Origin of the sequence: Streptomyces sp. NPDC001315 (genome assembly GCF_042896175.1) — a bacterium.
GTDB lineage: Bacteria > Actinomycetota > Actinomycetes > Streptomycetales > Streptomycetaceae > Streptomyces.
This window is the reverse complement of the sequence record NZ_JBIAWZ010000026.1, coordinates 39,370-63,362: the sequence shown is the minus strand read 5'-3', so window position 1 is coordinate 63,362 and position 23,993 is coordinate 39,370. Positions and strand designations below refer to the sequence as shown.

19 protein-coding genes and 1 pseudogene are annotated in these 23,993 nt (G+C 69.1%); 8 read left to right on the top strand and 12 right to left on the bottom strand.

Translation table 11 applies throughout. From position 1 onward, the window contains the following. Positions 1-18: 18 nt before the first annotated feature. Complete coding sequence (locus tag ACFY16_RS38080; protein ID WP_390651802.1) at positions 19-1,377, bottom strand: lectin; 1,359 nt, start codon at positions 1,375-1,377, stop codon at positions 19-21. Positions 1,378-1,769: 392 nt separating this feature from the next. Here ACFY16_RS38080 and ACFY16_RS38075 point away from each other — a divergent pair, with 392 nt between their 5' ends. Both ACFY16_RS38075 and ACFY16_RS38070 read left to right on the top strand, forming a co-directional pair. After that, entirely contained in the window at positions 1,770-1,937 is a 168-nt protein-coding gene (locus tag ACFY16_RS38075; protein ID WP_390651801.1) for a hypothetical protein, read from the top strand. 140 nt (positions 1,938-2,077) lie between these two features. Further along, entirely contained in the window at positions 2,078-3,271 is a 1,194-nt protein-coding gene (locus ACFY16_RS38070) for a universal stress protein (protein ID WP_390651800.1), read from the top strand. Between the two features lie 17 nt (positions 3,272-3,288). Here the strand turns inward: ACFY16_RS38070 and ppk2 are convergent, their stop codons facing one another. Continuing rightward, the gene (gene ppk2 / locus ACFY16_RS38065) at positions 3,289-4,092 is read right to left on the bottom strand and encodes a polyphosphate kinase 2 (protein WP_390651799.1); all 804 of its coding nucleotides are present in this window, start codon (positions 4,090-4,092) and stop codon (positions 3,289-3,291) included. Between the two features lie 159 nt (positions 4,093-4,251). Here ppk2 and ACFY16_RS38060 point away from each other — a divergent pair. Together ACFY16_RS38060 and ACFY16_RS38055 are read left to right on the top strand one after the other, a co-directional pair. Beyond that, a pseudogene (locus tag ACFY16_RS38060) lies at positions 4,252-4,636 on the top strand (phosphoketolase); the annotation flags it as partial. 386 nt (positions 4,637-5,022) lie between these two features. After that, positions 5,023-5,484 (top strand): pyridoxamine 5'-phosphate oxidase family protein, encoded by a 462-nt coding sequence (locus tag ACFY16_RS38055; RefSeq protein ID WP_390651798.1) that lies wholly within the window; start codon positions 5,023-5,025, stop codon positions 5,482-5,484. 250 nt (positions 5,485-5,734) lie between these two features. On the opposite strand, the gene ACFY16_RS38050 is transcribed toward ACFY16_RS38055, so the two are convergent. The 4 genes from ACFY16_RS38050 to ACFY16_RS38035 all read right to left on the bottom strand — a co-directional run bounded on the left by ACFY16_RS38050 (position 5,735) and on the right by ACFY16_RS38035 (position 8,757). After that, complete coding sequence (locus ACFY16_RS38050; protein ID WP_390651797.1) at positions 5,735-6,001, bottom strand: DUF1876 domain-containing protein; 267 nt, start codon at positions 5,999-6,001, stop codon at positions 5,735-5,737. A 376-nt stretch (positions 6,002-6,377) separates the two neighbouring features. Then, positions 6,378-7,628 (bottom strand): formamidase, encoded by a 1,251-nt coding sequence (fmdA, locus tag ACFY16_RS38045; protein WP_390651796.1) that lies wholly within the window; start codon positions 7,626-7,628, stop codon positions 6,378-6,380. 25 nt (positions 7,629-7,653) lie between these two features. Then, positions 7,654-8,292, bottom strand: a complete 639-nt coding sequence (locus ACFY16_RS38040) for an AmiS/UreI family transporter (RefSeq protein WP_390651795.1) — start codon at positions 8,290-8,292, stop codon at positions 7,654-7,656. A 186-nt stretch (positions 8,293-8,478) separates the two neighbouring features. Beyond that, complete coding sequence (locus tag ACFY16_RS38035) at positions 8,479-8,757, bottom strand: FmdB family zinc ribbon protein (protein WP_390651794.1); 279 nt, start codon at positions 8,755-8,757, stop codon at positions 8,479-8,481. Positions 8,758-9,255: 498 nt separating this feature from the next. Between ACFY16_RS38035 and ACFY16_RS38030 the strand changes: the two genes are divergently transcribed. Both ACFY16_RS38030 and ACFY16_RS38025 read left to right on the top strand, forming a co-directional pair. After that, the gene (locus ACFY16_RS38030) at positions 9,256-10,419 is read left to right on the top strand and encodes an NAD-dependent formate dehydrogenase (protein ID WP_390651793.1); all 1,164 of its coding nucleotides are present in this window, start codon (positions 9,256-9,258) and stop codon (positions 10,417-10,419) included. A gap of 271 nt (positions 10,420-10,690) precedes the next feature. After that, positions 10,691-11,122 carry a hypothetical protein gene (locus ACFY16_RS38025; RefSeq protein ID WP_390651792.1) on the top strand — a complete coding sequence of 144 codons (432 nt, stop codon included), beginning with the start codon at positions 10,691-10,693 and terminating at the stop codon, positions 11,120-11,122. A 245-nt stretch (positions 11,123-11,367) separates the two neighbouring features. Here ACFY16_RS38025 and ACFY16_RS38020 read toward each other — a convergent pair whose 3' ends face one another. Together ACFY16_RS38020 and ACFY16_RS38015 are read right to left on the bottom strand one after the other, a co-directional pair. Then, entirely contained in the window at positions 11,368-11,910 is a 543-nt protein-coding gene (locus tag ACFY16_RS38020) for a GNAT family N-acetyltransferase (RefSeq protein ID WP_390651791.1), read from the bottom strand. Positions 11,911-12,353: 443 nt separating this feature from the next. Next, a complete protein-coding gene (locus ACFY16_RS38015) occupies positions 12,354-12,539 on the bottom strand; it encodes a hypothetical protein (RefSeq protein ID WP_390651790.1) in 186 nt (61 codons plus the stop codon). Between the two features lie 130 nt (positions 12,540-12,669). Here ACFY16_RS38015 and ACFY16_RS38010 point away from each other — a divergent pair, with 130 nt between their 5' ends. Next, positions 12,670-16,059, top strand: a complete 3,390-nt coding sequence (locus tag ACFY16_RS38010; protein WP_390651789.1) for a S8 family serine peptidase — start codon at positions 12,670-12,672, stop codon at positions 16,057-16,059. A 219-nt stretch (positions 16,060-16,278) separates the two neighbouring features. On the opposite strand, the gene ACFY16_RS38005 is transcribed toward ACFY16_RS38010, so the two are convergent. The 3 genes from ACFY16_RS38005 to gmd form a co-directional block, all read right to left on the bottom strand. Next, entirely contained in the window at positions 16,279-16,968 is a 690-nt protein-coding gene (locus ACFY16_RS38005; protein ID WP_390651788.1) for a hypothetical protein, read from the bottom strand. A 126-nt stretch (positions 16,969-17,094) separates the two neighbouring features. Next, positions 17,095-19,818, bottom strand: coding sequence for a LamG-like jellyroll fold domain-containing protein (locus ACFY16_RS38000; RefSeq protein ID WP_390651787.1), 2,724 nt, complete (start codon positions 19,816-19,818; stop codon positions 17,095-17,097). 235 nt (positions 19,819-20,053) lie between these two features. After that, on the bottom strand, positions 20,054-21,067 hold the full coding sequence (gene gmd, locus ACFY16_RS37995; protein ID WP_390651786.1) for a GDP-mannose 4,6-dehydratase: 1,014 nt from the start codon (positions 21,065-21,067) through the stop codon (positions 20,054-20,056). A 140-nt stretch (positions 21,068-21,207) separates the two neighbouring features. On the opposite strand from gmd, the gene ACFY16_RS37990 reads away from it, so the two are divergent. Continuing rightward, positions 21,208-22,164, top strand: a complete 957-nt coding sequence (locus tag ACFY16_RS37990) for a GDP-L-fucose synthase family protein (protein ID WP_390651785.1) — start codon at positions 21,208-21,210, stop codon at positions 22,162-22,164. A 74-nt stretch (positions 22,165-22,238) separates the two neighbouring features. Here ACFY16_RS37990 and ACFY16_RS37985 read toward each other — a convergent pair whose 3' ends face one another. Beyond that, positions 22,239-23,642 (bottom strand): sugar transferase, encoded by a 1,404-nt coding sequence (locus ACFY16_RS37985; RefSeq protein ID WP_390651784.1) that lies wholly within the window; start codon positions 23,640-23,642, stop codon positions 22,239-22,241. Between the last annotated feature and the right edge of the window lie 351 nt (positions 23,643-23,993).

Below are 23,993 nucleotides of genomic sequence, written 5' to 3'. Positions count from 1 at the left end.
GTGGTTGGAGGGCTCGGGTCAGCCGGTGTACGCGGCGAAGACGCGGGTGTAATCCCAGTCGGACTGGCCCACGCCGGAGCAGCTGTCCGCGGGGCCGCCGGTGCACGGCCGGTCGCGGTTGGCGGACCAGAACGTCAACCGGGCGAGGTGGTGTTGCTGGGCGTAGGCGAGGATGGTGCGGAAGTCGGCGACCGAGACGGTCTCGTTCTGGTCGGTGATGCCGTTCATCGACGAGATGCCCATGTCCCGGTAGGCCTGGTCGTCGCTGTAGCCGTACGCGTTCTTCAGCGCGTTCTTGAGGCCTTCGGCCGCCTGCGTGGTGAGGTTGCCCATGTTCTGGCCGGCGCCGCCGAAGTCGAACGGCATGATGGCCCAGGCGTCCACGGTCAGACCGGAGGAGGCGGCCCGGTTGATCAGGCTGGTGTCGGGACCGCTCTGCCCGGTGCCGATGGTGACGTACACCTTGAGGCCGGGGTTGCCGGCCTTCACGGTCTTGAGTGCGTCGACCGTGCGCTGCTGGACGGTGGGGTTGCTGTAGGCGTCGGATTCGAGGTCGATGTCGATGGCCTTGAGGCCGTACGCGTTGATCACCTTCTGGTAGGCGGCGGCGAGTTCGCTCGCACCGGAGCAGGAGCTCTCCAGCTTGTTGCCGCTGTAGCCGCCGAAGGACGGGATGACGTCGCCGCCGTTCGCCCGCACGGTGTTGATCGTCTGCTGGTCGACGCCTCCGGCCAGCGCCCGGCTGCCGTCCCACTGGGGGTTGCAGTAGCCGTTGCTGAGCACGAAGGCGAGGGTGAAGTACTTCACGCCGGTGGCGTTGGTGACCGCGGTGGGGTTCGGCGGGCTGCCCCAGCCGTTGTAGAGGTACGGCGCCATGGCCATCGGCGCGGTGGGGGTGGTGCTGTCGTCGGGGGCGGGCGCGGTCCACTTCTGGTTGGAGCCGCCGCTACAGCTCCAGATCTGTATGCGGGTGCCGTTGGCGGAGTTGTTGTCCGCGACGTCCAGGCACTTGTTCGCCTGCGGGTTGACGATGTCGTGCGCGGCGGTGACGGTCCACTTCTGATTGGCGCCGCCGGTACAGCTCCACAGCTGTGCCTTGGCACCGTCGGCGGTGGCATTGCCGGTGACGTCGAGACACTTGCCGAGGGCGCGGATGGTGCCGTCGCTGCCGACGGTCCACTGCTGGGCGGCGGTGCCGTTGCAGTCGTAGAGCTGGACGGCCGTGCCGTCGGCGGAGTTGGCGCCGGCGACGTCGAGGCACTTGCCGGCGAGGCCGGTGATGGTGCCGGTGGCGGCCTGGGCGGGGGCGGCGGTGAGCAGGCCGGTGGTGAGGCAGAGCGCGGTGAGGGAGACAGCCGCGGGGAGAGTTCTGGGCATGGCGCTGAGGGCCCTTCGTGGGGGGATGAACAACCGAGGCCGCGTTCACCTCATGAACGGTGAGCGCGTCCCACGGTGCGTGGCTGACCCGTGAACCTAAAGGTATGGACCACTTTCGTCAAGAGGTGAAGTAAGCGGTGAAGGAAGAGAGTTGCAGCTTTCGGCCGAGGGCCTCACCCCACGCGGGGCGCGCAGGGAGTGCGACGAGTGCGGGCACCGGTCGGCGCCACCGCGGGCATGCCTGCCCGAGCCCTGGGACATCTGCCGCCCTCCGGCGCCTGACCTCGTGATCCAACGGTGTGCGACCGGGCGCGAGACCTCTGGCGACGGCCCGCGCGTCCGGGGTGCCGGGCCGAACCCAACCGCCTCTGAAGGAAGGGCCGTTCGGCCCAGTGGACACGGACCTTCGGCATCCGGCGCCGCCCGGCGCGGGGGACGACCACGTCGGCCACGCGGTCGCCCTGACCGTCCTGGCCGTCGCCGTCGCCGGTGACACCCTGGGTGCGAGCCGGCTCCGGGCCCAGCTGCCGTTCGTCCGCGACCACGGCCGGCTGCGCTGAGCACCGACGGCGCTGTCGGCCCGCAGCGCCGAGTCGCGCAGGGGGGTCGGTCGGCCCCGATCGGGGACGAGCGGCCCCTGCACGAGGACCCCTCCCGAAGACGACGCTGGAATCGGACCCGGCTCCAGGAGGTGGAGATCATGCTCCGCACCATCCCCGTAGGTCTCGACCGCTCGCGCGAGAGCCGGGCCGCCGCAGAATGGGCGGCTCGCGAAGCGACGCTGCGCGACCTGCCACTGAGGATCGTCCACATCCGGGAGCCGGAACCGGAGCCCATCGCTCAGACCCCCCTCCTGGGAGCCGAGACGCACCAGCACCGGACCGAGCGCATCTCGCGGGAAGCCGCCGAGGGCGTCAGCCTGCGCCACCCCGGCGTCGAGGTGATCAGCGAGCACCTTTCCGGTAGCCCCCACGATGTTCTCGCCGAGGCGGTGAAGGGCGCCGAACTGCTCGTCCTGGGCTCGCGCCTCCCGATCGTCGTCGGCGTGGACGGCTCCGAGCCCAGCCTGCGCGCCGTCGACTGGGCGGCCGACGAGGCCGCCCTGCGCGGGGCGCAGCTGCGGCTGGTGTACGCATCCCTCTGGGAGAGGTACGAGGGTGCCGCGCCCGCGACGGACCTGGGCAAGCCGTCCGAGCAGATCATGGCCGAGGACATCGTGCGGGCCGCCGCACAGCGGGCCCGCACGCGCCAGGCCGACATCAGGATCTCCACCAGCGTGCTGCCCGAGGAACCCGAGTACGCCCTCGTTCGCGAGGGACGCAACGCTGCCGCGCTGGTGCTCGGCACCCGCGGCCGCAGCGGCCTCGTCGAGATGCTGCTCGGGTCGGTCAGTCTCGCCGTCGCCACCCACGCGGACTGCCCGGTGATCGTGCTGCGCGGCAGCCACGACAACCAGGTCCGCACAGCGACGCACGGCCGCGTCGTCGTGGGCATCGGTGAGACAGGGACGGAGCCCGCCGCGCTGCGCTTCGCAGTCCAGGAGGCGCGGCTGCGCGACGCGACCTTGGACGCCGTACGGGCCTGGCGATGCCCGGCACACGAGACCACCGACCACCCCCTGCTCGCCGGTGAACCCGCATGGCTGCACGAACAGCACGCCGCCGACGTCCTGGAGGAGGCGCTGAAGGAGGTACCGGCGGACGTGGAACTGCGTCGACGGACGATCGAGGGCCCGGCCCGCAGGGTGCTCCTGGCCGCCTCGCACGAGGCCGACCTGCTGGTGGTCGGCGCCCGGCGCAACCCGGGGCACCTCGGACTCCAGCTGGGGCGGGTCGCCCACGCGGCGCTGCACCACGCCGCCTGCGCCGTCGCGGTCGTACCCGAGCGGGGGTGAGCGGCATGGCCGGCTGCTCAGAGGCTCGCCGCGTGGTCGGGGACGTAGGTCTGCAGATCACGCGGCGGGCGTTCGTAGCCCGTCGACGCCGGTCGCTTCGGCAGCTCGAGAACGGGCGGGGGCGCGTCGTGGTACGGCAGGGAGTCCAGCAGGTGGGCGATCATGTTCAACCGCGCCCGGCGTTTGTCGTCGCTCTCGACCACGTACCAGGGCGCCTCGCTGATGTCGGTGTGGACCAGCATCTCGTCCTTCGCCCGGGAGTAGGCCTCCCAGCGGGTGATCGACTCCAGGTCCATCGGCGACAGCTTCCAGCGCCGCAGCGGGTCGTCCAGGCGGCGCCGGAAACGCTCCTGCTGCTCGGTGTCGCTCACCGAGAACCAGTACTTGCGCAGCAGGATCCCGTCCTCCACCAGCATCCGCTCGAAGATCGGGCACTGCCGCAGGAACAGCTGGTGCTCCTCCTTCGTACAGAAGCCCATCACATGCTCGACCCCGGCCCGGTTGTACCAGGACCGGTCGAACAGCACGATCTCCCCGGCCGCCGGCAGGTGCTCGACGTACCGCTGGAAGTACCACTGGGTGCGTTCACGCTCGGTCGGCTTCGGCAGGGCCGCGATCCGTGCCACGCGCGGGTTGAGGTGTTCGGCCACCCGCTTGATGGTGCCGCCCTTGCCCGCCGCGTCCCGCCCCTCGAAGACCACCACCAGCCGGGCGCCCGTCACCCGCACCCACTCCTGCAGCTTCACCAACTCCGTCTGCAGGCGCAGCAGTTCCTTTTCGTACACCTTGCGCGGCAGCTCCGCCGCCTTCTTGCCGGCCATGCCGCCTCCACCGCCCGATGACCTGTTCCCACGACTTCCGGAGTCTCACCCATGTCCAAGGTCGAACACCAGGACGCCACCGTACTGACCGACGACGAACTGCGCACCCTGGACGCGCACTGGCGCGCCGCCAACTACCTCGCGGCGGGCCAGATCTACCTTCCTCGCGAGGAACACCCGCACGGTATGAGCGACTTCGAGTACGACGGCCTGTTCACCACCGACCAGCCGGTGATCTTCGCCTACCACGGCTACCCGTGGCTCATCCACCGCCTCGCCTACCGCCGCACCGGCCACAAAGAACCTGCACGTGCGCGGCTACAAGGAGTCCGGCACGACGACCACGCCGTTCGACATGGTCGTCCGCAACGACCTCGACCGCTACCGCCTGGTCATGGATGTCATCGACCGCGTCCCTGGCCTCGCCGTGCGCGCCGCCGCGGTGCGCCAGCAGATGGCCGACGCCCGCACCCGCCACCAGGCCTGGATCCGCGAACACGGTACCGACCTGCCCGAGGTCGCCGACTGGAACTGGAACGCCTGACAGCCCCACACCCCCGGAGGAACTCAGCCCCAGACCGTACGCGTCGGCATCAACGGCTTCGGCCGCACCTGCCTGCGGGCCGCCCTGGACCGACGACGTGTTCAGCCAGGGATGGAGCGTGCTGGTGCGCGGCCGCGCACGCATGGTGACGGACATCGGTGAGGAGTACCGGCTCGCGGAACAGGCCTGCAGCACGCCGTGGAGCGGGGGCCGGCGCGACGTGTGGCTGCGCATCCATCCGTACCGCCGTCACGGGACGCCGGATCGTGGTCTGAACCGGGTCCTTCTCCGGGAGGCCAGGGACCGATGGCCCCTGGCTGCGGGTCCCTCATCGTTCGAGGATGGATCAGTCCCGTACCGCTTTGTCAGGTGAGACGAGAAGGCAGATGTACGCCAACGACGGATTCCGCGAGCTCGACCGGCAGGAGTGCATGCGTCGGCTGGCCAAGGTGCCCGTGGGGCGCATCGTGTACACGCGCCAGGCGTTGCCCGCCGTCCTGCCGGTCAACTTCTGCCTGGACCACGACGGCGCGGTGCTGCTGCGCACCGCGGCCTTCTCGGCGCTGGTGAGCGCGATCGACGGAGCGGTGGTCGCCTTCGAGGCCGACGAGGTCGACGCCGCCGCCCACTCCGGCTGGAGCGTCGTCGTCACCGGCGCGGCGACTCTGGTCAGCGACTCCGCCGAGCACGCACGGCTCCTACGGACCGGGCCGCGTTCCTGGGCGCCGGCGCCGCACGAGGTCTTCGTGCGCATAGACCCGGAGCTGGTCACCGGGCGCGAACTCGTCGGCGGCCGCACCCTGTACGGCGTGCAATTCGCGGGACGGCACCGCCGGGAAAGTCCGTGACCACGTGACCGGCACTTCGCCGATCTCCGGGAGGTTCAGCCGTCCCGCCGGAGTGAGGGACCAGCGGGGAGAACCTCCACGAGGGTCGCGCGGCGCACGTCCCGGTACGCGCCGCCGGCGGAGCCGTGCTGGTGGTGGGCTGCCGGAGGCGGCGTGCCACGGTCGGTTTGTACACCGGTCCGGTGGCCCACGCGCTGATCCACCGGGTGAACCGGCCGGTCGTGCTGGTTCCGCCCGACTGAGGACGCCCTCAGGCTTCGACAGGCCCGGCCAGCTGCACGATGTCGTCGGCGGCGACGTCGTGCAGTCGGATGGCCAGGTCCTCCAGAGCGCGACTGGCAGCGAGTTCGTCACCGATCTCGGGGATCGGCCGGTCGATCGGATTGCGCCGCGCCTCACCTTTGCCGGTGACGGTCGAGGTGTCCCGGGTGGTCAGCACGGCACGTGCGTGCGTGTCGTCGCCGTCCTCGGTGATGTAGATCTGCACGTTCCACTGCTTGGCTTCCATCGTGATCATCTCCGTGCCCGAGCTTCCCACTCATCAGGCTGCGCCCCTCCGCGGAACCCGTCCAGAGCCAACCTCCGGAAAGGCCGGCCTCGATCATGTCCGTCGTTCGTGCGGACCGTTCCTATGGACGGGATTGATCGCCACGGCGGCTGCGTCGTGGTGGGTGGTCTTCCTGTTTTCGCTGGTGAGGGGTTCTTGTCAGTGCTGGGCGCCCCCTCGGAGTCCACATATCGCCCGTGCGGGGCGTCGGCCAGGTGGGCAGCGGGGCGGGGAGCCTGATGCCGACCTCGCCGCCGGGGCTGACATGGATGGTTCAAGCCGAGGTCGGCATGCCAAGCGCTGCATCGTACGGCCCCGCAGCGCGTGCTGCGGGGCCGTCGTCCGGTCAGGCGGTGGTGAGCGCGCACTGGCCGCGGTCGGCCTTCATCGGGCCGGCGGCGGTGGGCCGGACGTCGAAGTCGAACATGGCGGTGGGTACGTACAGCGAGCAGCAGGCGTTGGGGATGTCGACGATGCCGCTGATGCGTCCCTCTATGGGGGAGGAGCCGAGCAGCAGGTAGGCCTGCTCTCCGCTGTAGCCGAACTTCTTGAAGTACTCGACGGCGTTGAGGCAGGCCCGGCGGTAGGCCAGCGTCGCGTCCATGTAGTAGTTCGTGTCCGTGTCGTGGTCGACGGAGATCCCGATGAAGGTGAGGAACTCCGTGTACCTCGGCTCGACGTTGCCGGGAATGAACACGGGGTTGGTGGAGATGCCATACGTCTCCATGCCGCCCTTGATCAGGTCGACGTGGAAGTCGATGAAGCCGCCCATCTCGATGGCACCGCAGAAGGTGATCTCTCCGTCGCCCTGGCTGAAGTGCAGGTCGCCTCCGGAGAGCTTGGCGTCCTTGACGTGTACGGGGTAGAACACCCTGGACCCCCGGGTGAAGTTCTTGATGTCCTGGTTGCCTCCGTTCTCGCGGGCCGGGACCGTGCGCGCGCCTTCTTCGCAGATGCGCCGTGCGAGGTCTCCGGTGGCCGTGCCGGCGAGTGCGTTGGTGATGTCCGGCGGTACGGCGAGGGGTGGGACCCGGTTGGGGTCTGTTTCGATCAGCGCCTTCTCGCGGGCGTTCCAGCGGGCGAGCATCTCGGCGGACGGGGCGGTTCCGAACAGCCCGGGGTGGGTGATTCCGGTGAAGCGGATCCCGGGAAGGTGGCGGGAGACGGCCTGCTGTCCGTGGAAGTCCCAAATCGCCTTGTAGGCGTCCGGGAAGTAGTCGGTCAGGAAGCCGCCGCCGTTGGCCTTGGCGAAGATGCCGGTGTAGCCCCAGCCCTGTCCTGCCGCGTCTCCGGTCTGCTGCGGCACGGGCCCGAGGTCGAGGATGTCGACGACGAGCAGGTCGCCGGGTTCGGCGCCCTCCACGCCTATCGGGCCGCTGAGCATGTGAGGGATGGTCAGGTCGATGTCGCGTACGTCGTTGGCGGTGTCGCTGTTGCCGACCTGGCAGTCGGTCCAGTCGCGGCACTCCAAGCGGAACTCCGCTCCTGGCTTCACCATGGCAACGGCGGGGACATCCGGGTGCCACCTGTTGTGTCCGGGAACGTCCTGGTCACGCATCGACTTGCTGTGGTCCACTCTGAAGAGAATTTCAGGCATGACAGCTCCTTATTTTCTGATCCGGTCACGTCGGCGCGCCCACGCTTCCGGGCGGCGGAGCGGCTGGGGTCGGCTGGGGCGATTTCCGGGTGCGCGGCCACAGTCCCGCGAACGCCACCACGCCGAAGACCGCCAGAGCGATGGCGATCTCGGTGGGGTGCTTCCAGTAGCCGGAGAGCAGCAGCCCAGCGGGAATCACGCCGGTGACCCAGCCCTGGATCGCTGTGACCCATCCCGTATAGATCCTGAGGTGGTCCATCTTGAGACCGAGCAGGAGGAAGAACAGGAACCACAGGAATGCCCAGTAGAGCCAGATGACTCCGAAGGGGTAGTCCTTGAAGAGCCGAAAATTGACGAACGAATATCCCAGGGCGGCAACTGCCACAAACAGCGAGTAATAGCCCACGCCGGTGCTGTCGAGGCCGGCGAGCAGGCCGACACCTACATAGAGGTAGGTGAAGCCGAACAGGTAGATGCCGGATGCCGCCAGGATCTTCATGGGGTCGTTGTCGGCGGTGAAGATGAGGTAAGTCGGCGTCAGTACCTGCAGTGCGCCTATGAAAAGGTTGAACACCGCTCCTGCCCGGGCATCCACCTTCCCGAGGAGCAGCAACCCGTTGATGAAGAGCACCGCACCGACAAAGAGCAGCCCCACGTTGCCCACGGGGACGCACCTCCCAAGTCCGCGCGCGGGTGAGAATCGCGTTGCGCCAGGATCGAGCAGCCGATCGCGGTCCAGGCTGCCGCCCGCCGTCACGTGGTTCCGTATTCCGTGCACCGCTACGGGCACGACGTCCGTCCTGCGACGTCGAAGCCCGCGTGAGACGTTTTGGCTTGTCGACCGCCGTCCTCAGGGACGGGGCAACCGCGAGAGCGCGGGGTGTGGGCGCCGCTGTACCTGCCTGCGTGGCGGCACGGCGGAGACCACTGCCGGAGCCTCACGGCTCTGCTCCTCCCGTTCATGGAGGGCGGCAGCTGTGTTCGAGGCCGACGAAAGGCCGGGTGGAGAGTACACGCGTCGCGCAGGGCGTGCGCAAACTGGGCAACCGTAACCTTTGGGCGCTGTTCCGATTGCCAACTTCACATCGAAAGGCCCACACCGGCTGCATGCATATTCATAGGTTGCCATAAGCTGCCTCCGGATGCCGGTGACGCTGGCCAACCCTGAGGTGTGCGGCACGCTCCAACAGGCACACACCACACCACAGTTCCTTTTTCAAGGCTAATCCGCGTGTCAAGTCAAGCGCGATCGGGCCCGACCGTCCCAGCTCGACCCGATGGCGAGCCCTGTCGCTGTTGCCGGCAGACCCACCGCGACGCTCAACGCACCGACGGATTTTCTGGCCTGTCATTTCTCGCACAGGTGGACCACGTGACTGCATTTGGAGAACGTCCAGACGCTGCAGAAACCGGCGTCTGCAAATGTCATGACCGGCTCCGACAGCCCGCACACACCGAGTGCCCCACTGCTGCCGCGGGCTCGTCGGCATTTCTGCATCCCTATCCACTGGCCCACTTGCCCCTCGCCTCCGGGGATTGCAGCGCCGATGCGTGCTCGACTAAAATTCAAGATCATCGGTGCCCCATCGGCTAAGCGGAGCAGGGGCCTTACCGATGGAGGGCGGCCATGGCAAAGATCCTTGCGGTGCTCTATCCGGACCCCGTGGGCGGTTATCCTCCCGACTACGCCCGCGACGAGATTCCGGCCATCACTGGCTATCCGGGCGGTCAGACCGCGCCGACCCCACAAGCCATAGATTTCACCCCGGGGCAGCTCCTCGGCAGCGTCTCGGGGGAACTGGGACTGCGCCGGTTCCTGGAGGACCGGGGCGACACCTTTGTCGTCACCAGCGACAAGGAAGGTCCGGACTCCACTTTGGACCGTGAGCTGCGTGATGCCGACGTGGTGATCTCGCAGCCCTTCTGGCCCGCCTATCTGACGGCGGAGCGGATTGCCGCGGCTCCCCAGCTCAGGCTCGCGATCACTGCGGGGATCGGGTCGGACCATGTCGACCTGCCGAGCGCCATCGCCCACGGCATGACGGTGGCCGAGGTGACCTACAGCAACAGCATCAGTGTGTCCGAGCATGCCGTCATGCAGATCCTCACCCTGGTGCACAACTACATGCCCGCCCATGACTGGGTGACCGCCAAGAAGGGCTGGAACATCGCAGACAGCGTCTCGCGCGCCTACGACGTGGAAGGCATGGACGTCGGCGTCCTCGGCTCCGGCCGTATCGGCCAGGCGGTACTGCGTCGCCTCAAGCCGTTCGACGTCGCACTGCACTACTTCGACGTGCACCGGCTGCCCAAGGAGGTCGAAGAGGAACTGGAGCTGACCTGGCATCCCGACGCGCGTTCGCTGGCCTCCTCGGTCGACGTGCTGTCGATCCACGCTCCACTGCATCCGCAGACGCAGAACCTCTTCGACGACGACCTGATCGGGGTCATGAAGCGCGGTTCCTACATCGTGAACACAGCACGCGCGCTCATCGTCAATCGCGACGCCGTGGTGCGGGCCCTCAACAGCGGCCAGCTGGCCGGTTACGCCGGTGACGTCTGGTACCCGCAGCCGCCACCGCCCGACCATCCGTGGCGCACCATGCCGTACGAGGCGATGACGCCGCACGTCTCCGGTTCGACCCTGTCGGCGCAGGCCCGCTACGCGGCCGGTACCCGGGAGATCCTGGAGTGCTGGTTCGACGGACGCCCGATCCGCCCCGAGTACCTGATCGTCGACAGCGGTGGGCTTGCCGGGACGGGAGCGCGCTCCTACACCGTCGCCGGATGACGAATAACAGCCGGTGGTCATGATATCGGCAGAGGATTCATTGGAAGATCCAGCACAAGATCCATCAGACGAGGGGTAATGGATCTTCCGGTATGTCATGCCCAGTGAGATTCCATGCCGCTGTGAGTCGACTCACTCCGGCATATGCTGGACGCACGTTTCCGAGGCCTTTAGTGTCCCTAAATGGATTAATTTTTCCCTATGCGGAGGCATCGGCGCCGCGCAGACCGTTTTGCAAGAGAACCAAGGCGAACGCCGGGAAGGCGGATCAGTGAGCAGCAGCGACGCCGTGTGGGTACGGGGCGTGAACGGCATTCAATTGCATCACGTGACCGACCTCCAGGATGCCAGCAGGTTTTTGGGTAACGCAGCGATGGCACTGCGGGCCGCACACGTAAGGACTGGCGCCGACCGGTACTCCAGCATCGCCGCCGAGCTCAAGAGCCTGGTGGAGCGAGTGCGGGAGCTGGAAGACGAGGCGCGGGGGCGGATGCACGAACTGCACTCCACCGACCCCGAGCGGTTCGTCCGCTGCCGGGATGGGCACGAGCCGTGGCCCGGTGAGATCCCGGCCGGATTCATCCCGCGCCACACTTGCAGGGATGAGTGCCTTTACCACGACCGCGAGGTCTTGGACGCCATCATGCAGTGCACCTGCGGTCAGCCGCCGTGCCGGGCGTGTGAGATCGGTGGGAAGCTCTGACAAGCCCGGGTCCGGGGGGCTCCCTCACCCCTCGCCGACGTTGAACGGGAGCTCGGAGCTGATCACCAGGGCGGTCCAGGGCAGCTCGGCCCTCGATTGCCCACATCCAGCCGAACTGTCGCTGGTGGGAGAGCATCGCCTCGGACACGGCGGGCTCTACGGCGCCCCGGCGGGTCCTCACCAAGGTCCCCACGTAGTCTCACGCTGACACCGATCGGCACCGCAAAGGGACGCAGACTTGACGATCAGGGGAGATTGAGGCCCCACGTCTGCAGGGCATAGGGCCGCCCCTTCTCCTGCCCCTTGATCAGCGGCACGTCGAGCAGGCTGAAGCCCGCCTTCGTGGCCACGGCGACGCTGGCGGCGTTTTCGGCCTCCAGCTCCAGGATCACTTGCTCCACGCCCAGCTGCTCGAAGGCATACGCAGCCATCACCCGCACTGCCCGCGCAGCCAGCCCCTGGCCGCGGTGCGCCGGGCCGATCACGTAGCCGAGCTCTGTGCCCTCGGGGGCACACCGCAGCATCACCTCGCCGAGCGGTGCGCGGCCGTCAACGGTGATGGCGAGCAGGATGGTCGTTCCCTCCGCCCGCAGCTGCCGGGCCCGCCCCAGCCGTGCGCGGGCGGCCGCTCCGTCGAAGGGGGAGACGATCGGCGTCCAGTACGCGATGTCGGGGTGGTCGAACAGATCCGTCATCGCGCCCAGATCCCCTTCCGTCCAGTCGCGCAGGACGAGACCTTCCCCCGTGAGCTCGATCCGCTCGGGAAAGGGCATCGTGGTGCTGCTCATGGTGAGGGACCTCCCTGGCGTGTTCCGGAAGAGGCAGGATAACCGCGGGCAGTTATCGGCTCGCGAGAATTTCCGGGGGACTCTCATACCGACGCCGAGCACTTGTTCTGCGGCTGACGTATTCCTGGCAGACTCCGCTGATCTCCTCATCGACCTCCACGTACAGTGCGCAGGCAACAGATGGTGGGCACTGGCGTGCAGATGATGTATCACTGGCGCGTGCCGCCGGACACGGCTGCGCTTCCCGAGGAACTGGCGGACGTGGAGCGGGTCGTGGCCTATTGCGGAGGCAGGCCGGAGGTACGCCGTTGTATCGAGGCCCCACCGTCCGAGACCAGCTTCTTCGAACCGCACCGGACTTACGATCGCTGCTGCATGACAGCTGGATTTCGCTTCCTTGGCCGGGCGTTGTGGCTCCGATGACGTTGCCGGCTTCCGGTTGCTCAAGGGGTGCCGGATTCTTTGTGTCCGTTGCCTGACTCTGCTTCTGCGTCGTGTGCGACCTGGCCGTTGACGTTGCCCGGCTCATGGTCGCTCACGGCGTCGGCTTTCACTTCTGTGCCGCTTTCGCCGGACACGTCCGGCTGTGGCGGAAACAGGCCATGGCGGGAAGCCGTCACGATCGCCATCCGCCGCTGAATTGACGCTGTGGCAGGGTCTCACCAGCAACCACCCATCCTCCCGTGCAGGGGGCTGCGCCGTACGCAGTCGCCCGGGCGCACACCCTGCCCGCCGGGGGGAGCGCAGCGAGGGAGTTCCATGGCTCTGATATCCCGGCTGACGCTGGGCGCGGCGACCGCCGCGGTCCTGGCTGTCACCGCGGCTTTCCCCTCGGCGGCGACCCCGCCGTCCTCGGGGGACGGCGGAAGACCGATCGTCGGCAGTGAGGCCGCGTCGAAGACAGGCGGTTCGACCGCGACCGTGACTCTGGTCAGCGGTGACAAGGTCCGCGTCACCACCGATGCGCAGGGCCGCAGTTCCGTCGTCGTACTGCCCAACGAGGACGGTACCGACCCGATCGTCCAGACCCGCCAGGTCGGTGACGACCTCTATGTCTACCCCGCCTCGGTGAGCCGGGCGCTCGCCGACGGCCTGGTCGACGAGGAGTTGTTCAACGTCACCGGCCTGGTCCGGCAGGGCTACGACGACGCGCACTCCGACACCCTCCCGCTCATCGCGACATACCAGGACGGCACCGATGTCGGCCGCAGCCTTCCGGTCACGCCCCGCGGGGCCGAACGGGGACTGACTCTCTCGGCGGTGGACGGTGTCGCGCTCAAGGCCGACAAGGCCTCCGCCACCGACTTCTGGCAGGACGTCACCGACAAGAAGTCCCGCGCCGCCTCCACTCTCAAGAAGCTGTGGCTGGACCGTAAGGTAACCGCCACCCTCGACAAGTCCACCGCCCAGGTGAACGCCCCCGCGGCCTGGGCGGCCGGCTACGACGGGACCGGTACGAAGGTCGCCGTGCTGGACACCGGAGTCGACGCCGACCACCCCGACCTGCAGAACCGAGTCGTCGAGTCCGAAGATTTCACCGGATCCAGCAGCGGCACCGCCGACAAGCAGGGCCACGGCACCCACACCGCCTCCACGGTCGGCGGGTCGGGCGCGGCGAGCGACGGCAAGAAGAAGGGCGTCGCCCCCGGAACGTCCCTGCTCATCGGCAAGGTGCTCAACGACTCCGGTGAGGGCGACTCCTCCTGGATCATCGCGGGTATGCAGTGGGCCGTCGACCAGCAGGCCGACGTGGTCTCCATGAGCCTGGGCTCCACCGACGTGGGCGACTGCACCGACGTCATGGCGCAGGCCGCGAAGGAGCTCTCGCAGAGCACCCGCACCCTGTTCGTCGTCGCCGCCGGCAACTCCGGCCCGCACGCTGAGACCGTCTCCTCGCCCGGCTGCGCACCCGGTGTGCTGACCGTCGGCGCGGTCGACCGCGACGACACCACGGCGTCGTTCTCGAGCCGGGGCCCGGTCGCCGTCACCCACACGCTCAAGCCCGAGATCGCTGCCCCCGGCGTCGGGATATCCGCGGCCAACGCGGGCGGCCGCGGCGTGTACGCGTACCAGACGATGTCGGGTACCTCCATGGCCACCCCGCATGTCGCCGGTGCTGCCGCCATCGTCCGCCAGGCGCACCCCGACTGGACCGCGCAGCAGGTCAAGGCCGCCCTGGTCGGCTCTGCCCGGACCGGCGGCAGTGTCGGCGAGGCCGACGAGGTCGGCGCCGGCGTGCTGGACGTCGCCGCCGCGATCAACGAGACGGTGGTCTCCGAGTCCGCCGTCCAGGCCGGCGCCTACGACTGGCCGCAGCAGGCGTCCGACCGCACCACCGTGGATGTGCCGTTCACCAACAGCGGCAGCAAGGCCGTCACCCTGAAGCTGGACGTCAGCGGGGTGCACGGCAACGACGGCAGCGCCGTCACCACCCCGGTCGCCCAGTTGGGCGACAAGAAGGTGACCGTTCCGGCCGGGGGCACCGTCAAGGTGCCGCTGCGGATCGATCCGACGGCGCACCTCAAGGACAACCAGTACGGCGGCGTCACCGGGCGCATCCTGGCCACCGGCGACGGGGTGCACGTCTCCGTGCCGTTCACGCTGTACGTCGAGCCGGAGACCGTGACGCTGAAGGTCAAGGTCCTCGACCGCAACGGCGAGCCCGCGACCGGCGACAGCTCCCTGGACGTCACCGCGATGGACACCGACAGCGCCGAGCGCCGCACCCTCGACGGCACCGCCGAGGAGGAGTACAGCGTCCGCCCGGGTGACTACACGATCAGCAGCTTCGCGGTGTCGTACGACGACGCGGGTGCGGCCACGTCGGTCAGCTACCTCGCGGACCCGCAGTTGCGGATCACCGGTGACACCACCGTGGTCCTCGACGCCAGGAAGGCCGGCCGGCTGAGCGTCGAGACCGAGCGCCCGGCCACTGTGGGCCGGACCACCCTCAGCTACGTCCGGACCTGGGACGACTACTGGCTGATGACCGGTACGCTCACCGCCGGCAGCACCGTGCAGGACTACTACGCGTCGGTGGACGGCCGGGCCAGGACGGGCTCGTACGAGTTCCGTTCCACCTGGCGCCTCGCCGGCTCCGACGCCGACTCGTCCTACGTGTACAACCTCACCTATCCGACCGACGGCCCGATCGAGTCCGACCAGGTGTACCGCGCGAAGAACGCGGGCCTGGCCCAGGTCACCGAGAAGTGGAACGCGGTCGGCAAGGAGGCCGACTACCGCGACTTCCTGTGGGTCCGCCCGTCCTGGAGCGATGACACCTACATCACGGTGAGCGCGGGCGACGCGGTCCACGCGCCCGGTACCCGTACCGCCTACTACACCCCCGGCGACGACGCATGGTCGCACTACGCGATGACGACCTTCCCCTGGGCGGCCGTCCTGCAGGACCAGGACCGCACCTACCAGGCGGGGCAGAAGCGCACCGAGGAGTGGTACCGCGGCGTGCTGCGCCCGGCCGCGGCGCGCGACGTGAACGGCGCGCTGGAGCTGGCCGCCGAGCGGCAGGGCGACCTGATCGGCTTCCAGAGCGCCTTCTGGCTCGACGGCTCCGGGGACCACTGGTCCTACGGCGGGTCCTTCGGCGACTTCGGCAACCTGGAGCTGAAGCGCAACGGTGAGACGATCGGCACCAGCGCCTGGCCCTCCGGCGTGTTCGAAGTGCCGGACGAGGACTCCGCGTACGAACTCACCCAGAACCTCTTCAAGTTCCCCAGCTCGGACCGGAACTGGCTGCGTTCCAGCCAGATCACCACGACCTGGAGCTTCCGCTCGCACCTGGAGTCGGACGTCTACTCGCAGGGCCTGCCGATCCTCTTCCCCGCGTACGACGTGCCGGTGGACTCCCTGAACCGGGTTGCCGCCGAGAGTGGGGTCCGGATCGGCCTGTCGGCCGAGGGTCACGCCGGCTACACCCCGGGTGCGATCAGGGCGGCCTCGCTGTCCTACTCGTACGACAGCGGGACCACCTGGACCCAGGCCGAGACCCGGCAGCAGGACGGTGCCTGGACGGCGGTCCTCGACCACACGGGCGCCAGTGGCAAGCCCGTCACGCTGAAGGTCACGCTCACCGACGCGAACGGCAACACGGTCACCCAGACCGTGACGCGTGCGTACGACGTGAGCTGACACCGGCAGGACACGGCCGCGTCGGTCCCCGAAAGGGACGGCGCGGCCGCATTGCAGAGGGGTGAGCGGGGGCCGGCGCGTGCGGCGGCAAGGCGGAGGAGCAAGTCGACGCGATGGGCCCCCGCGAGCGCAGCCGAGCGTGGAGGAGCCGGCGACCGACGACAACGCGGCAGACGTGCGTCGGTCCCCGCGTCCGCGGCGTGATCCAGACGGCAGCCCCTACGCGGGCAGCCAGGCGTAGCAGCCCGACGAGACGAATGTACGTGTCCCGGCCGGGATCTTCGCGGTCACCTTCTTCGGGCCGTCCGGGCCGGGCCCGGACGCCAGCACCTTGGCGCCTGCGCCCACCGCCTTCCAGGTGCAGCCCTCGGCGGTGGTCAGCGCCCGGTACGTGCCCGGCTCCGGCTTCGTGCGGGTGCCGTCGGTGAAGCCGGTCTCCGCGGCGTCCAACAGTGGCTTCTGCTTGGGGCACAGCTGGGCGATCGCGTCGGCGGCGGACGGCACCTCCCCGGCGATGATCGCGCCGATCGCGGCGTCCTTGTCGTGGGCGGCGGTGCGCTCGATGCGCTGGCAGGTCTCCTGGCCGGCCTGGAGCACGGCGGCCGGGTCCATGTTCTCGGGTACGCGGCCGTGCAGGTACTTCTTCTCCTTGGCGGTGAAGGAACCGGTCGCCGGGGTGAGTTCCGCGTCGGGCAGGACCGGGCCCTTGGGGGACGCCGACGAGCCTTCGGGGGCTGGGCTCGCCTGGTCGTCGGGTACGGCGGCGGCCTGGTCGTCGGAGATGCGCTGCGGGGACTTCGGCACCGCCTGCGTGCCGCCGCCAGAGCTGCAGCCGGCGAGCGCGAGGAGCGCGGTGAGAGCGCCGGCGGCGGCGCCGCGCCGAAGAGACCGAAGAGTACGAGTGTGCATGGTGGCTCCTGCGGCCCCGGTGGGCCTGGGTATGGAGGCGGGCCCACACGAAGGTGCGGGCCCGCGTGGGGTGTGTGGGGCGCCGGACCGTGGTCGGGCGCCCCACACACGGGGACGCGGTGAGGGTTACGGCGCCCCGAAGGTCAGCACCAGCTGCGGGGTGTTCTCCGCGGCCGTCGCCTCACTGGACCACAGCCACAGCGCGTCCGTCCCGGTGCTCGTGAGCGCCAGGTCGTAGGTGCCTCCCAGGGCGGGAGACAGCGCCGAGGTGTCGAGTGTCGCCGAGTAGACCGTCGACATGTCGGAGGCTCCGCTCAGGGTGCCCACCACGGTCGAGGACACCGCTGGCTTGGAGGCATAGGTGGTCCCCGCCTGCGTCCAGCTTCCGGTGACCGGCCGCACGGAGATGTCGTCCGTACTGCCCGCGCTGCTCAACGTGGTCGTCTTCACCGCGAGCCGCGCGCTCTTGAGTACCGTCCCGGCCGGGGCCGACGGCAGAACGAAGCGCAGATACGTCTCGTACGCCGAGCTGCCGCGCACCGCCAGCGAAGTGGAGGTGCCGTAATTGCTGCTCGGGGCACCGGCGTTGACGTACGTATCGACCGATGCCCGGACGGTCTGCACGCTGTCGGCCGGGGCCGAGGCCAGCGTGTAGTGGTTCTGCACCTGGGACGCGCTCAGCACCGACGGGTAGATGGCGGTCTCGTCGATCTGCCCGGCGAGGTAGTTGCTGGAGGGCTGGTCCGGCCAGCCGTTGAGGTTGTCGCCGCCGACGTGCCAGTAGCCGCTGTAGCTCTGGCTGTTGGTCTCGGCCAGCGTGCCGACCTCGTTGCCGTCCACGTACAGCCGCATCCCGGAGGAGCCCTGGGTGGCGACGACGTGGTGCCAGGCGCCGTCGTTGTAGCCGGCCGACGACGTGATGGTGCGGGCCGTTCCCGTCCACACGCCGAAGACCAGTCGGCCGTCGTTGCGCATGTAGACGTGCTTGTCGTAATTCCCGCTGGCCTGCGTGGTGTTGTTGCCGAACCCGACGAGCTTGCCGCCCTGGGTGGTGGTCGTCCTGAACCAGGTCTCGATCGAGTACTGACTCGGCACGGTGGTGCGCTTGTCGCTGTAGATCTGCTGGTTGCTGCCGTTGAAGCCGATGGCGGTGGAGGGGCCGGTCACGGCGGCCGGGGTCTGGCGCAGCGAGGGCCCGTTGACGTGGATACCGCTCTGGTCGCCGGGTGAGGTGTCGCCGACGAACGGAGTGGCGGACTCGTCGTAGCGCCAGTACAGGTTCGCGCCGTCCTCGAGCACCTTGGCCGGGTATTTCTGGGCGGAGGTCGGCACGGCCACCGTTGCCGCGGTGGACAGCGCCGAGGCGTTGCCCGCGCTGTCGGTGGCGGTCACCCGATAGCTGTAGGTGGAGCCGGGGGTGACGTTCGTGTCGGTGAACGACAGCTGTGGACGCGACCACTCCAGCGAGTCGCCGTCCACGGTGTACACCGGCGTGGAGCCACCGTTGCGGTAGACCTTGTACGTCAGCTTGGTGTCGTCCAGGTCGGTGCTGGCGCGCCAGCGCACATGGGCCTCGGTCGGCGTCACCGACTCTGCGCCGACCTGCGGGACCCCCGGAGCGCCGGTGTCGGGAGAGGCCGCGAAGTGGGTGAGGCCCTGGGCCGCGGAGCCGTTGACGGTGGTGAACTCGCCACCGACCCACATGTACTTGTTGTCGGAGGTCTCGGAGATCGCCAAGGCGCGCGGGCCGATGCCCTCGCCCAGACCGTCGTTGGTGTCCGGGAACCAGCCCAGCTTGTTGGTGCCGGTGGTCGGCTCCGCGAGCAGGTGATGCCGGCGTCCGTCGGGGAACTCGCCGACGCTGGAGCAGTCGTGCGCGTGCGAGGCGCTGTACAGCACGCTCTCGTACGACTTGACGGCCTGGGTGGCGCCCAGGCAGGTGTCGCGCCAGCGCTGGTTGAGCGTGGACAGGTCGAGTGCGATGCGGCCGTCGAAGACGCCGCCGCCGGTTCCCTCGTTGCCGGTGTAGAAGCCGGTGGCGTCCGTGTCGAGCGCCTTGACCACCGAGTTGGTCTCGATGAAGTCCGGGTAGGTGCGGACGTTGTCGCCCGTGGTCGCGTCGACGACGGCCAGAGCGTGCGAGTTCGCGCCGTTGACGGTGAAGAAGTCGCCGCCGAGGATCACGTTCTGGCCGTCCGGGGTGACCGCGACGGCCCGGCCGGGTTCGTCGACGTCGGCCTGGAACGTCTTGACCGCGCCGCTGGTGGCGTCCACGGCCGCGTACCGCGCATGCGCGCTGCCGCCGACAGAGGTGAAGTCGCCGCCCAGGTACACGGTGTTGTCGGTGACCGCGAGGGCACGCACGGTGGCCGAGACACTGGGATGGAAGGTGGCCTTGGGCGTACAGGTGGCGATGTCGATGGCGGCCAGGCTGCTGACCTGCGTGCCGTTGACCGCGCCGAAGTAACCGCCCGCGTACAGCGTCTTCTTGTCCGGCGAGACGGCGAGCGCCCGCACCGTCGCGGTGCCGCTGCCGACGGTGAAGGACAGTGTGCAGGCGGTGGGAGAACCGGTCGCCGCGTCCAGCGCGACGAAGTTCACCGCGTTCTGCGCGGTGCCGCTTCCTCCTGCCGGCGGGCGCACCTGCGAGAAGGTACCGCCCGCGAAGACCGTGCCGCCCGCCTCCGCCAGTGCCCACACGATGCCGTTGGTCTGCCAGGTCGGCAGGTCGTCGGCGGTGAAGGCGACCGGCGCGGTGAGCGCGGCGGCCGGTTGCGGCAGGGCCACCAGGCCCAGGCCCGCCGCGGTGGACAGGACGAGGGCGGCGCTGAGCCCTCTGGATCTGTGCATGAACCCCCCGGCTTCCGGGCCCGGTCGCGGGCCCTCTGCCTCGACGAGCCCGCCGGAATCCCCCTGGATCCGAACGGGCCGTATGAACTGTTTGCTCGCGAACCATACGAGTACATGACACGTTACGGAACACATTTGACTCATCTAGCAGGAAATTTCAATGTGTTCACGGTGACCCCACGGCATCAGGCGTCCGCACACCCGGGCGCGTCCGCCTTTCCGCACGTGACAGGCGTCAGTGGTCGATGCGCACGACGGCGCCCGCGAGCTCCTTCTCCACCTGCAGCACATCGGCGTCGACCATGATCCGTGCCAGCTCCTCCACCAGGACGGTGGGCCGCCAGCCCAGCGTCTCGCGCGCCTTGGACGCGTCCCCGATCAGTGCGTCGACCTCGCTGGGACGCTCGTACTTGGGGTCGTAGCGCACGTGCTCGTTCCAGTCGAGGCCCGCCTGGGCGAACGCCGTCTCCAGGAACTGCCGCACGGTGGCAGGGACTCCGGTCGCGACCACGTAGTCCGTCGGCTCGTCGTGCTGGAGCATCCGCCACATCGCCTCGACGTACTCGGGCGCGTATCCCCAGTCGCGGACCGCGTCGAGGTTGCCGAGGTAGAGACGGTCCTGGAGACCGGCCTTGATCCGGGCGACGGCGCGGGTGATCTTGCGGGTCACGAAGGTCTCGCCGCGGCGCGGGGACTCGTGGTTGAAAAGGATGCCGTTGACCGCGAACATCCCGTACGCCTCACGGTAGTTGACCGTGGTCCAGTATGCGAAGACCTTCGCGGCGCCGTAGGGGCTGCGCGGGTGGAAGGGGGTGTCCTCGTTCTGCGGGGGCGGCGTGGAACCGAACATCTCGGAGGACGACGCCTGGTAGATACGGGTCTCTATCCCGCTCGCCCGGATGGCCTCCAGCAGGCGCAGGGTGCTCAGGCCGGTCACGTCGCCGGTGTAGAGCGGCGCGTCGAAGGAGACCCGCACATGGGACTGCGCACCCAGGTTGTACACCTCGTCAGGCTGTATGTCGCGCAGCAGGTTCACCAGTGCCACCCCGTCGGAGAGGTCGGCGTGATGCAGCACGAAGCGGCGCTCGGCCTCCTGGGGGCCCTGGTAGATGTGGTCGATCCGCTCGGTGTTGAAGCTGGACGACCGCCGCACCAGGCCGTGCACGCGGTATCCCTTCGACAGCAGAAGCTCCGCCAGGTACGAGCCGTCCTGCCCGGTCACGCCGGTGATCAACGCGGTCTTGGTCATGCGGTGTTCCCCTCCCCGCCGGACCCGCCCCCGGGGCGGATCCGGTCCGTACACCCGCCGTGCGCGGGTTGCATGTCGCGAACTACAGGAAATGTCATCAGAGTTGGCGATACGGGCATGCTGGTCACGCGGTTCCTGGCATGATCCGCCTCATGACCGCATTGCTGCTGCCCGAACGCGCCCGTGTCTTCGTCGCCGGCCACCGTGGCCTGGTGGGCTCCGCCGTGGCCCGCCGGCTCGCCGCCGACGGGCACGAGGTGCTCACCCGTACCCGCGCCGAACTGGACCTGCGTGACGCCGCGCGCACCGCGGCCGAACTGACCGCCCTGCGCCCCGACGCGGTGGTGCTCGCCGCCGCGAAGGTCGGCGGGATCATGGCCAACAGCACTCAACCGGTGCAGTTCCTGGAGGAGAACCTCCAGATCCAGCTCAGCGTCATAGCCGGGGCCCACGCCGCCGGAGTGGGCCGGCTGCTCTTCCTGGGATCGTCGTGCATCTACCCCAAGCACGCCGCCCAGCCGATCACCGAGGATGCGCTGCTGACCGGACCTCTGGAGCCCACCAACGAGGCATACGCCCTCGCGAAAATCGCGGGCGTCGTCCAGGTGCAGTCCTATCGGCGCCAGTACGGCGCCTCGTACATCAGCGCCATGCCCACCAATCTCTACGGTCCCGGCGACAACTTCGACCTGGAGACGTCGCACGTTCTGCCCGCCCTGATCCGCCGCTTCCACGAGGCCGCGACCGAGGGGCGCGAGGAGATCGTCCTGTGGGGCAGCGGTACCCCGCGCCGGGAGTTCCTGCACGTGGACGACCTCGCCGCCGCCTGCGCCGTGCTGCTGCGCTCCTACGACGGCGACGAGCCGGTCAACGTCGGCTGTGGCAACGACCTCACCATCAGCGAGCTGGCCGCGACGGTCGCCGAGGTCACGGGTTTCGGCGGCCGGATTGCCTGGGACACGACCCGGCCGGACGGCACCCCGCGCAAGCTGCTCGACATCTCCCGGATCGCGCAGCTCGGCTGGAAGCCGGCGATCCCGCTGCGTGACGGCATCGCCGCGACCTACGCCCACTGGCGCAGCGGCCTCGACGGCTGACGGGCCCCGCTCGTGCACGGACTTCGGCGGCGCGCTGTGCGCGCCGGGGAACTGTGCGGCCATGGGCGGCGCTCTCAGTACGCCCCGCGGCCGTCGACGACGGCGCGGAACGTGCGGGCCATGACGTCCACATCACTGGTGAACGACCAGTTGTCGACGTAGCTGAGATCGAGCTGGACGGTCTCGTCCCAGGACAGGTCGGAGCGTCCGCTGATCTGCCACAGCCCGGTCATGCCCGGCCGTACGCTCAGCCGCCGCCACTCGACGGGCGTGTAGTGCGCCACCTCGTCGGCGAGTGGCGGACGCGGACCTACCAGGGACATGTCACCCTTGAGGACGTTGACCAGCTGTGGCAATTCGTCCAGCGAGGAGCGGCGCAGCCAGTGGCCGACCCGGGTGACCCGGGGATCCCGGCGCATCTTGAACATCGGGCCGTCGTGCTCGTTGTCCTCGGCCAGTTCGGCCTTCTGGCGGTCGGCGCCCACCCGCATGGTGCGGAACTTCCACATCACGAAGGGGCGTCCAGCCCGGCCGATGCGCTCGTGGAGGTAGAGCACCGGCCCCCGCGAGGACAGTTTCACCGAGGCCGCGACCACCAGCAGCACCGGCGTCAGCACGAGCAGGCCCAGCAGGGCGGTGCTGCGGTCCAGGACTTCCTTGATGAGCGGCTGCATGCCCTCCCGCAGCGGCGGGGCCACGCGCAGCAGCGACATCCCGCCGGCGGATCCGGTCTCCAGTCGCTTGATGGACACGTCCACCAGACCGGGCGCGACGAACAACTCGATGCCGGCGTCGTGCAGGCCCCAGGAGAGGCGGCGCAGCCGCTCCCCGGAGGTCGCGGCACCCGGGACGACCAGCACCAGATCGGCGCCGAGCCGATGCACCGCGCTGATGACCAGGTTGGCATCCTCCCCGGGGGACTCCGGCGCGGTGGCGGCAAGCCGTTCCGCGGTCCGGATCCCCGAGGCGAACGGGCCCCATCCCACGGGGACGGCACCCACCGCCACGTACGGGTGGTCGGTGCGCGCGGCGAGGTGCGCGGTGACACCGTCCACCGCGGCCGGCTCGCCAACCACCAGGACCTTGATCACCGCCTGTGCCCTGCGGCGCACCGCCGCGAGGTGACGGTGCACCGCCTTGCGGCACACCAGGGTCAGCACCAGGGCGGGCAGCAACGCCGCCAGGCACAGCGGCGCGCGCAGCCGCACCCCCGCCGCGGTGTGCACCACCGCGAGCACTCCCAGCAGGATGAACCAGTCGTGGAGCACCGGCAGCGCGCCCCGGCTCTCGCCGATGACCCGGGCCGCGTAGCGCGAGCGGAACAGCTGGACTCCCGCCCAGGCATGCCCTGCGACGATGCCGCTCGGCACTGCCCACGGCTGGTGGGTGGCGAAGAGCATCAGCGCCACCGGCACCCCGGCGCCGACGAGGTCGGTGATCAGCGACGCGGGAAGATACCAGCGGGACTTGCGCCCCATCCACAATGAGGAGCGCGCTCGTGAGCGCGCGTTGCGTGATCTGTCGGATTCAGCGGCCTGAACATCCCACATGTACCCCCCCAGGCACGTTCTGCGGCACGACTTGCCGAATGTCGCGAACAATCGTTCGTCGAACTTGCGGCACGATGGTGAACAGTACGGCAAACTTGTGTGCGCATGGGGGCGTTTACGTGAACGTCACCGAGAAGCGCCGAGCCGTACGAAATGCCGCGCCGCGCACGCCTGTTGATCACCATGGGCGCCGCGGCCTTGCGAAAAGCGGTACGAACACCGAACGTGCTGGCTACAGTGTGCGCCCGGTGCGGAAGGGGCCGCACCGCGTCGATGTGG